8 protein-coding genes and 1 rRNA gene are annotated in these 10,423 nt (G+C 48.7%); all 9 read left to right on the top strand.

Going from position 1 to position 10,423, the window contains the following annotated elements; genetic code table 11:
• Positions 1-7: 7 nt before the first annotated feature.
• The 9 genes from rrf to DUE52_RS19840 all read left to right on the top strand — a co-directional run bounded on the left by rrf (position 8) and on the right by DUE52_RS19840 (position 10,278).
• Positions 8-119, top strand: a 5S ribosomal RNA gene (gene rrf, locus DUE52_RS19875).
• A gap of 358 nt (positions 120-477) precedes the next feature.
• Positions 478-1,110 carry a TetR/AcrR family transcriptional regulator gene (locus DUE52_RS19870; RefSeq protein ID WP_262510999.1) on the top strand — a complete coding sequence of 211 codons (633 nt, stop codon included), beginning with the start codon at positions 478-480 and terminating at the stop codon, positions 1,108-1,110.
• Positions 1,085-2,482: a TolC family protein gene (locus DUE52_RS19865; protein WP_114407781.1), complete on the top strand. Its 1,398-nt coding sequence runs from the start codon at positions 1,085-1,087 to the stop codon at positions 2,480-2,482. The genes DUE52_RS19870 and DUE52_RS19865 overlap by 26 nt, the downstream gene beginning before the upstream one ends.
• A 48-nt stretch (positions 2,483-2,530) precedes the next feature.
• Complete coding sequence (locus DUE52_RS19860; protein ID WP_114407780.1) at positions 2,531-3,661, top strand: efflux RND transporter periplasmic adaptor subunit; 1,131 nt, start codon at positions 2,531-2,533, stop codon at positions 3,659-3,661.
• A 60-nt stretch (positions 3,662-3,721) separates the two neighbouring features.
• Complete coding sequence (locus DUE52_RS19855) at positions 3,722-7,147, top strand: efflux RND transporter permease subunit (protein WP_114407779.1); 3,426 nt, start codon at positions 3,722-3,724, stop codon at positions 7,145-7,147.
• A gap of 70 nt (positions 7,148-7,217) precedes the next feature.
• Positions 7,218-8,495, top strand: a complete 1,278-nt coding sequence (locus tag DUE52_RS19850; protein WP_114407778.1) for a metallophosphoesterase — start codon at positions 7,218-7,220, stop codon at positions 8,493-8,495.
• Positions 8,496-8,629: 134 nt separating this feature from the next.
• On the top strand, positions 8,630-9,478 hold the full coding sequence (locus DUE52_RS19845) for a dienelactone hydrolase family protein (protein WP_114407777.1): 849 nt from the start codon (positions 8,630-8,632) through the stop codon (positions 9,476-9,478).
• Positions 9,479-9,598: 120 nt separating this feature from the next.
• Positions 9,599-9,904: a hypothetical protein gene (locus tag DUE52_RS32135; protein WP_133299880.1), complete on the top strand. Its 306-nt coding sequence runs from the start codon at positions 9,599-9,601 to the stop codon at positions 9,902-9,904.
• 164 nt (positions 9,905-10,068) lie between these two features.
• A complete protein-coding gene (locus DUE52_RS19840; RefSeq protein WP_114407776.1) occupies positions 10,069-10,278 on the top strand; it encodes a hypothetical protein in 210 nt (69 codons plus the stop codon).
• Positions 10,279-10,423: the final 145 nt, after the last annotated feature.

The raw sequence follows: 10,423 nt of genomic DNA, 5'->3' as shown, positions 1-10,423 counted from the left end.
GAGCTGGGATGGTGGCAAGGGTGCGGGGGAACACCTCTTCCCATACCGAACAGAGCCGTTAAGCCCCGTTACGCCGATGGTACTGGAGTCACTTCCGGGAGAGTAGGTTGCCGCCACCACAGATTACCCAAGCTCCCCGCTATTGCGGGGAGCTTTTTTTGTGAACTTTTTTACAGAAATATATGAAAAGTTATGTTTATTAGTCAAATTGTAATTTAATATATACCTTGATTACCCTGCCTAATTTTCATAAGTCTCCAGGATCAATCTAATAAAAACCGGGCATTTACCTTTCGTCTCTGAAAAACCCGTGGTTCATCCGGGAAATTAGCCGCTTCACGCCTTAATTATTGATAAAAATCAGTGAGAAACTGACCTTTGTCATACCTGTCCAATACCAGTGCCTATAAGAAACTGAGGAAACTATGAACTTTAAAATAGTTTCCTCAGTTTATGGCTTAAAATAGTCCTATAGCGTTGGAGATCAAAGAACGAATTCTGTTAAAGGCTGAAGCTTTATTTTGGAAATTCGGTACCCGTAGTATTACCATGGACGACATCTCCCGGGATATTGGTATCTCCAAAAAAACACTCTATCAGCATTTTACCGATAAAGATGACATTGTGTACCAGGTCATGCTGTATCGGCTGGATAAAAACCGCGAAAATGTAAGTTGCTACATGGCAATGGCTCATGACCCGATTGAAGAAATCCTGCTGGCGTCGGAGATGATGCGGCAACATTTAGCCGAAATGAATCCTGCCTTGTGGATCGATGTGCAGCGCCATTATCCAAGAGCGTGGGAAGTTTGTACGGAATTCAAAGAGAAATTTTTGCTCGAATCGATTCGAAACAACTTGAAAAGGGGTATTGAGCAAGCGTTGTACAGACCCGAAATCGATGTAGAGATTATGGCCCGATTGCGAATGGAATTGATACGCATGGCATTTGACACCGATGTGTTTCCCCGGGGTGTAACGGCCATGATAGAAGTCCAGATTCAATTACTGCATCATTTTGTTCGCGGCATACTTACCGAAAAAGGAATCCTTATCTACAACCAATATGTTAAAGAACACCAGAATGACCCCGCTTCTACGACTTTATAAACCACTCTATAGTTTAGCGTTGACACTCGGTTTTTTCGGCTCGGCAGTAGCGCAGATCCCACGCGAGTTCTCATTGAATGATGCGATCAACTTTGCAACGCAACAAAACCTGAATGTCAAAAATACGCAGTTGGATGCGCTGAGTGCCGAAGCCCGTATTAAAGAAGTCAAAGGACTCGCTTTGCCGCAGGTCAATGTGGGCGGTACGGTTACGTATAATGCCATTATTCAGAAATTTATCTTTCCTGCGGGCGGTTTTGGTGCTCCGGCCGATTCAACCGGCGGTAGTGGCAGCAGTGGAGATGATGTAACGGCTATTCCGTTTGGGGTAAAACTTCAGGGAAACGTTTCGGCCAACGTGAATCAGTTGCTTTTTGATGCTTCGTATAAAATTGGGTTGAAAGCCGCTTCGACCTACCGGGAACTGGCCCAAAAGAACATTACGGCTTCGAAAATCAACGTAGCCGAACAGGTCGCTAAAGCCTACTACGGTGTTCTGGTCAGTGAAGAACGCATGAAGCTGCTGGATTTGAATATTTCCCGGGTCGATACGCTGTTGCGCGAAACCCGGGCGATGAATACCCAGGGATTTGTCGAAAAAATTGATGTAGACCGGTTGGAAGTACAGTTAAACAACTTAAAAACGGAACGGCAGAATGTGAAGAACCTGGTCGATCTGAGCTATTATCTACTGAAATTCCAGATGGGCTTGCCCATTAACTCGCCCATTCAGTTGACAGATCGGATCGAAACCTACAGTCAAAGTGATCTGGATCGGGCAGCGGTTTTGGATTCGGCTTTCGATTATGGCCAGCGCATCGAATTTTCGACCTTGCAAACGCAGATCAATCTGGCCGATTTGGACCTACAAAGCATTGCAAAGCAGTATTATCCGCGCTTGACGGCGGCCGCGACGTATGGTCATAACAACGGACGGAACAGTTTTGGTGATTTCTGGACGACACAATGGTTCAATTCAGCAGCTATTTCGGTAAACCTTAATATCCCGGTTTTTGACGGGTTTCAGAAGCGGTATGCAGCCCAGCAACGGAAGATAACCGTCGATAAGGCCCGGCAAAGTGGCGAATTGCTTAAAAACTCCATCGATCTGCAAATCCGGCAGGCAACCGTTATGTTGTCGAATAACCTGCAAACACTTCAAAACCAGAAACGGAATTTGGATCTGGCGCAGGAAATCGTGCGGGTAACCCGAATTAAATACAAAGAAGGCGTTGGTTCAAACATTGAAGTATTGAACGCCGAAACCTCTTTCCGGGAATCGCAAACCAATTACTTCGCTTCACTCCTGGACTACATGATCACGAAAGTCGATCTTGATAAAGCCTTAGGGAAATTGTACACCGGTCAGTAATCTTAATTCACATTCACACTGTTCAAAGCAGTTTTATTGATAACCAATATGAAAGCATACTACATAATCGGATTGGCAACCACCTTACTTCTTTCCTGCTCATCGGAAAAGAAGTCTGATTTGGCTTCTAAAAAGCAGGAATTGGCCGATTTGAAAACGCAGCAGACCGAACTGACCACCAAAATCAAGGCATTGGAATCGGAAGTTTCTAAACTGGACCCGACCCAGGCTGAACAGGTAAAAGTAAAAGAGGTGGTAGTGGCACCCTTATCGGTAACCACGTTCAAGCATTTTGTGGAATTGCAGGGTACGATCGATGCCAAAAACAATGTTCAGGTAACGCCTAAATCGGGCGGACCTGTCACGGCGGTTTATGTCAAGGAAGGCGATGCGGTGAAAGCCGGTACGGTTTTGGCTAAAATCGACGATCAGATTCTGCGCGAATCCGTTGAAGAAGTTCGTAATCAATTGTCGTTAGCCAACACGGTTTTTGAAAAACAGGCCAGCCTTTGGAAACAGCAGATCGGGACGGAAATTCAGTATCTGCAGGCCAAAAACAACAAAGAAGGGCTGGAAAAACGCCTAGCTACGTTGAACGTTCAATTGTCGCAATCGAGTGTAACCTCACCGATTTCGGGCATCGTGGATCAGGTGAATGTGAAAACCGGTGAAACGGCTATGCCGGGGATGGGCATTGTGCGGGTGGTGAACCTGTCGCAGTTGAAAGTGGTCGCCAAAGTGGCCGATTCGTATGCCGGTAGCGTTCGGAAAGGGGATGCCGTCGTCGTGCGTTTCCCGGACATTAACAAAGAACTCACCACTCGCATCAGTTTCGTTTCAACAACCGTCGATCCGTTGTCCCGGACGTTCAGCATCGAGGCCCCGCTGCCATCAGATAACAGCCTGAAACCGAACATGCTGGCGCAGGTAAAGATCAACGATATTTCGAAAGCAAAAACGATCGTCATTGATCAAAACCTGGTTCAAAACACGGAAAATGGCCAACTGGTCTACGTGGCGGTTTCAGAAGGAAACAAAAAACTGGCCAAGGCCCGTCAGGTAAAAACCGGGTTGAGCTACGGCGGACAAGTTGAAATTATTACCGGGCTGAATTCCGGCGATCAGCTCATTACGCAAGGCTATCAGGAGTTAGTTGATGGACAACCGATAAATTTCTAAAAACAGATCGAAGCCCGGATTACGGTTCAATCCGGGCTTCCATCCCATCTAACCAAGGCCATGAAATTTGAACAATACAAAACCCTCGGTTTTACCAACTGGTGCGTCGAAAACCGGACGGCTATTTACATCTTCACGTTCATCATTACACTGGGCGGGTTGTTTGTGTATAATAACCTGCCGAAAGAGCAGTTCCCCGATATTAAAATACCGCAGATTTATGTCAACACCATTTACCTGGGAACGGCCCCGGCCGATGTTGAAAACACGATTAACAAACCGATTGAGAAGCAGTTAAAGTCGATTTCGGGCGTTAAAAAGATCAAGTCGAACGCGTTGCAGGACGTGTCGGTGATCCTGGTCGAATTTAACCCGGATGTTCAGGTACCGGAAGCGTTGCAACGGGTGCGGGATGCGATCGATAAAGCCAAGCAGGACTTGCCCCAGAAAATGGATGCGGGGCCAACGGCGCAGGACGTGAACTTCTCGGAGTTTCCGATCATGAACATCAACCTCGCCGGTAATTTTTCGCTCAAGCGGCTGAAAGAATACGCGGAGGACATGCAGGATGCCATTGAAGCCATGCCGCAGATCAGCCGGGTGGATATTGTGGGCGCATTGGAACGCGAAATTCAAATCAATGTGGATTTGCCACGGATGCAATCGGCCGGTTTAGCCTTCTTCGACATTCAGCAGGCGGTTCAGGGCGAAAACATCAACGTGTCGGGTGGTGAATTGAATGTGGCGGGTGTACGCCGGACGTTGCGGGTGAAAGGCGAGTTCAGTGAGATGAAGCAGTTGCAGAATCTCCAGATCCGGACGGCGACGGGTGCTACGGTTCGTCTGGGCGATGTGGCTGATGTGCAGGATAGCTTTGAAGAGCAGCAGGATTTTGCCCGACTGGATAACAAATCCGTTGTGACGCTGAACGTCATCAAGCGCTCAGGGGCCAACCTGATTGCGGCCGCTGACCAGATTGAAGAAACCATTAAGGAATACAAGGCAAACCGGTTTCCGGCCGGACTCGACATTCGGGTGACGGCTGACCAATCAGAACGGACCCGCGCCGATATTCACGATTTGATCAACACCGTTGTGTTGGGCTTCATCTTTGTGGTGCTGGTTTTAATGTTCTTCATGGGCGTTCGCGACGCTATTTTTGTCGGTTTATCGGTGCCCTTGTCGGCTTTGGTAGCCTTCGTCTGTATGCCTATTGTTGGCCCGGCGGTCGGCACCCTGTTTACGTTGAACACCATCGTTCTGTTTGGTTTTCTGCTGGGTCTGGGTCTGGTGGTGGACGACGCCATTGTGGTCATCGAAAACACGCACCGGTTATTCAATGAGCACAAAGACTGGGACATCAAGAAGTCTGTCAAAGCGGCTGCGGGCGAGGTGTTCATCCCGGTATTTTCCGGAACGCTGACGACCATTGCTCCTTTCTTCCCGCTGTTATTCTGGCCGGGCATTGTGGGTGAGTTCATGAAGTTTCTGCCTTTAACGCTCATTCTGACCCTGTTTGCTTCGCTTTTTGTCGCTTATGTGATGAACCCGGTTTTTGCCGTCACCTTTATGAAACGGCACGATGAGGATAATCACGAAGACAATCAGGGGTTTGCCACGATTCGTCGGCCGTTGATGATTCTGGCGGTTTTGGCAGGACTGGGTTATGTGATCGACCGGGGCATTGGGAATTTGTTCCTGTTTGTGCTGATTTTGTATGCGTTCAATCACTATGTGCTGACACCGAAGATTATTGTGCCGTTTCAGGAACGTTTGTTACCAGCCTTGAAAAATGGTTATCGTAAGCTGATTTCATGGATCTTAACGGGTTGGCGACCAATCTGGACCATTGTTGCGGTATTTATGCTGTTGGTCGGAACGTTTTTCCTGATGGGTGTTTTCCCGCCGAAAGTAATTTTCTTCCCCAGCGGTGATCCGGATTATGTGTACGTCTACAATGTGATGCCGATCGGGACGGATTCGCGCGTGACGGATTCAGTGACAAAAATCATTGAGAAACGGGTTTTCAAGGTACTTGATGAAAATAAAGCAACGGATATTGTGAACTCGGTGATTGCCAACGTAGGAAAAAACGCGGGTGATCCTTTTAACCCCGACCGCTCGGCTACTCCGCACAAATCGAAAGTGACGATTGCGTTTGTCAAGGGTGAAAACCGGCACGGACTATCAACGGAAACGATCCTGAACAAGGTTCGGGCGGCCATGCAGGGCATTCCGGGTACCGAGATTTCGGTTGAGCGCGAAAACAGCGGCCCACCGACTGGTAAACCCATTGCCATTGAAATTGCCGGTGAAGAATTTGCAACCCTGCAAAAACTGGAAAAACAGCTTCGGCAACGGATTACCGCATCGGGCATCAAAGGAATCGATCAGTTGAAGTCGGATTTGATTACCAACAAACCGGAAATCGTTATCAACATCGACCGCGATAAAGCCGAGCGTGAAGGCATTTCGTCGTCGCAGATTGCGCTGGCGGTTCGGACGGCCTTGTTTGGTACGGAAGTGTCGAAGTTCCGGGATGCGAAAGACGAATACCCGATTATGGTTCGTCTGAAACAGGATGACCGCAGCCAGATTGAACGACTGCTGAGTCTGAACATCGTTTACCGCGACATGAATGCGGGGGGGCAGCTTCGTCAGGTTCCGATTCAGTCGGTAGCCAACATTGCCTATTCGACGACGTTTAGCCAGATTAACCGGATCAATCAGGAGCGGGTCATTACGCTCAGTTCGGATGTGGTGCCGGGTTACAATGCCAACGAGATCGTTCAGGAAATTCAGCAGTTAGTAACCGATACCGAAGTGCCGAATGGCTACACCGTCCGGATGGGTGGCGAGCAGGAGGATCAACAGGAGTCGATGAACTTCCTGGTGTCGGCTTTCGGATTGGCCATGTTGCTGATTTACCTGATTCTGGCTACGCAGTTCAACTCCGCCGTAAAACCGCTGATTATCTTCTTCACGATCATTCTTTCGTTGATTGGGGTGTTGCTGGGCTTTATGGTAACGGGCAAAACGTTCTCGGTGGTCATGTCCGGGGTCGGTATTATCGCCCTGGCGGGGATTGTGGTGAAGAACGGTATTCTGCTGATCGAGTTCATCGAAGAATTGCGCGGACGCGGCATTCCACTGCGTCAGGCCATCATCGATGCGGGCGGTATCCGGTTGACGCCGGTATTGCTGACGGCATCAGCGGCCGTTCTGGGTCTGATTCCGCTGGCGGTGGGTTTAACCGTCGATTTTGTGGGGCTGTTCCAAAATCTGGACCCGCACATCATCATTGGGGGCGATAGCGCCGTATTCTGGAACATTCTGGCTTGGACCATCATCTACGGCTTAACCTTCTCGACGGTTTTGACGCTGGTCATTGTGCCCTGTATGTACTGGGTGAACGAACGAATCCGGGATAAATTCAAGGAAAGAATAGCGAAGAAGGAACGTGAGCCGGAATTGGTAAACGAATAAGTAAAGTACTAACTGTAAACCAAAAACCCACAGTGTCTGTTAACGCTGTGGGTTTTCTTTATGCACCATTATGAACCGCATCGTTCTTTTTTTTGTCGTATCCGCCATCCTACTGCTCATTGACTGGTACGTATTTCAAGCCATCAAAACCGTCACCCGTTCGGCCACCGAAAACACCCAGCGGATCGTCTCGATGCTTTACTGGGGTTTTACGGGCGTCACCATCGTTACCTATCTGACCATGCAGTTGTTACCGCCCGATGCCGTTGGCCGGGTAGCCCGTGGTTTTATCTGGACGGCCATTCTGATTCCCTATTTTTCGAAAGTCTTTGCCGTTCTGTTCATTTTCGTGGACGATCTGGGTCGTTTTGTTCGGTGGGTGGCTTCTCTGTTCTACAGCCCCGACATCCGTGCTGCGGTCAACGACACGTCGCAACCCAACATTCCGGCTACGAACGTCATTCCGCGCTCCGAGTTTCTGATGAAAACCGCCCTCATTGCGGGAACTGTACCGCTGGTGGCGTTTACGTACGGGATTGTTTCCGGCGCACACGATTACCGCATCCGGCGCATCCGGCTGTCGCTCAAAAACCTGCCGTCGGGTTTCGACGGAATGAAAATTGCCCAGCTTTCGGATATTCACTCCGGTAGTTTTTTCAATAAAGTGGCCGTGAAAGGGGGCGTTGACATGCTACTGCGCGAAAAACCGGATGTTGTCTTTTTTACAGGTGATCTGGTCAACAACACGGCGGATGAGGTGGAAAATTACATCGACATCTTCAATAAAGTGAAGGCACCGCTGGGGGTTTATTCGACGTTGGGCAACCACGACTACGGCGACTATGTGAACTGGCCGAATGCACAGGCGAAAACCCAAAATCTGAACAACCTGAAAGCCGCTCACAAACTGCTCGGTTGGGATCTGTTGATGGACGAAAACCGCATTTTAGAACAAAATGGCGACAAAATTGCTTTAGTAGGTATCCAGAACTGGGGTTCGGGGCGTTGGCCCAAATACGGGAATTTAGAGAAGGCCCGCCAGGGAACGGAAGACGCCCCGGTGAAGCTGTTGCTCTCCCACGATCCCAGCCATTGGGATGCCCAGGTGAAGCCGCAATTTTCGGACATCGACGTCATGTTCGCGGGTCATACCCACGGGATGCAGTTTGGAGTCGAAATCGGAAATGTCCGCTGGAGTCCGTCGCAATACGTCTATAAACAATGGGCGGGTTTGTATCAGGAAGGGGAACAATATCTCTATGTAAATCGTGGATACGGTTATTTAGGCTATCCGGGCCGGGTCGGAATCTTACCGGAAATCACCATTTTTGAATTGAAGAAAGTCTGAACCGGGATTAAGCTGATTTTTCTGATTACACTGATTTTAATCGGAAGACTCAAAACAATCAACCCGGTTCTGACGTAGACAATCAGTGTAATCAGAAAAATCAGCTTAATCCCGGTTCAGAAACCTATTGCACTATGAAAAAGATTTTCCTTTTTTCCTGCGGACTTTTCGTCTCGCTGACCTCGTTTTCCCAGACCCCGTCCTGCTGCGACCAGCCGGTTGCTCAGGTATCGAATGACATGGCTTTGCTGGCCAGTAACCAATCGTTTGTGATGCTGCACGAAGAACCACTTCCGTTCACCTACCAGAGTGCGGCCGGTGAAATGGTAAAATTCAAAACGGCGGATGGCACCGAAGCCAACGGTTTTCTGCTCAAGGCGGCCAATCCGTCCAACAAATGGCTGCTCGTTTATCAGGAGTGGTGGGGCCTGAATGACTACATCAAGCAGGAAGCCGAAAAACTGTACAACGACCTGAAAGATGTCAATGTGCTGGCCGTTGACATGTACGACGGTAAAGTGGCCACCACGCGCGAAGAAGCTTCGAAATTGGTGCAGGTGCCGCGCGAACGGCTGGGCGCGATCATGCAGGGGGCTATTGCCTACGTAGGACCACAGGCGCAGATTGCCAGTGTCGGCTGGTGCTTCGGCGGGGGTATGTCGCTGCAATCGGCCATTCTGGGCGGAAAGCAAACCGTTGGTTGTGTGATGTATTATGGACAACCGGAAAAAAACGTGGAGCGGTTGAAAACGCTGAATACCGACGTATTGGGCATCTTTGGTGCCAAAGACTCCGGAATTCCGCCCGCAACCGTAGCCGAGTTTGAGAAAAACATGAAGGAAGCCGGCAAGCAAACGACCATCCAGATGTACGATGCGCCCCATGCTTTTGCCAATCCGAGTAACCCGGGTTATAATAAAGAAGCCACGGCGGATGCCTACCAGATTACCTTGAATTATCTGAAAACCAAGCTAAAAGTCTAGCTGCGGGTTTAGGGGTTGACTCCGAAAAACGAACAACTTTTTCAGTTTATGCGTTAAACCTAGGTGTACCAAACGAGTCTAACAGACATTGATAAAGTGAACCTGTAGACTGTTATCATCATGAAAACGCATAATCTGATTTCAATGCTGGCGATTGTCCTGATCGGTTTTGTGCTGACCAGTTGTGCGCCCTCAGTGGGTGTCGGTGTCAGGACCGATTATGGCTATGGACCCAGTTACGGGTATGGATATAGCCCATACCGGTATGGTTACCGTCGTCCGCCGATTATCGTAACCCCTCCGCCGAGGGTCGTTTACAAGTCGCATCCCCGCCGGTATCGTGCCCCTCAATACCGCAATAGCTACCGTCGCGGGGCTCCGCAGCAATATGGATATCGTTCACAACGGAGTCGCGGACCCCGGTAAGAACTTCAAAAACCGTCTCGAAAGGGGCGGTTTTTTAGTTTTTAAACGGGATTGATCTGGTAAATGAGTTAAAATCAACGGGGAGGAATAGAAAAAACTTGCTCTTTTTTACGTACTTTTCGTAAGTCTTTGCGTTTAAAGAAATAGAAAGGCCGATAAAACGTATGAAAAAGCTATTGTTGCTGGGTGTCACACTCTCTATGCTGCTGCCACTGGAAGCACCGGTTGAAGCAGCCGTTGTAAAATCAGCCGGGAGCGAACTAAAAAGTGAGTTAGTCTATAAACGGAAGAAAGCGCGCGGTTATAAGAAGAAAAAAGGCTTCATGTGGGGATTGTTTCGCAAGAAAAACGCGTGTGGTTGCCCAAAGTTTTAATTCGTACGGATCGTAAATTGTACTTATAGCCGGGGCAACCCGGCTTTTTGTTTTTCAGTAGGTTAATAAATTGTAAAATACTACTATTCAGCTAAAAAATCCGTATCTTTGCACTTTAATTGAAAAGACAAAAGAGAATAGCGAA

The organism is Larkinella punicea (assembly GCF_003334855.1).
GTDB lineage: Bacteria > Bacteroidota > Bacteroidia > Cytophagales > Spirosomataceae > Larkinella > Larkinella punicea.
The sequence above is the reverse complement of the archived record's forward strand: the minus strand, read 5'-3'. Positions and strand labels throughout refer to the sequence as shown.

Coding starts and splice junctions, on each gene's coding strand:
- DUE52_RS19840 (WP_114407776.1), top strand. CDS start 10,069: ATGAAAAAGCTATTGTTGCTGGGTGTCACACTCTCTATGCTGCTGCCA.
- DUE52_RS32135 (WP_133299880.1), top strand. CDS start 9,599: ATGAAAACGCATAATCTGATTTCAATGCTGGCGATTGTCCTGATCGGT.
- DUE52_RS19850 (WP_114407778.1), top strand. CDS start 7,218: ATGAACCGCATCGTTCTTTTTTTTGTCGTATCCGCCATCCTACTGCTC.
- DUE52_RS19860 (WP_114407780.1), top strand. CDS start 2,531: ATGAAAGCATACTACATAATCGGATTGGCAACCACCTTACTTCTTTCC.
- DUE52_RS19865 (WP_114407781.1), top strand. CDS start 1,085: ATGACCCCGCTTCTACGACTTTATAAACCACTCTATAGTTTAGCGTTG.
- DUE52_RS19855 (WP_114407779.1), top strand. CDS start 3,722: ATGAAATTTGAACAATACAAAACCCTCGGTTTTACCAACTGGTGCGTC.
- DUE52_RS19845 (WP_114407777.1), top strand. CDS start 8,630: ATGAAAAAGATTTTCCTTTTTTCCTGCGGACTTTTCGTCTCGCTGACC.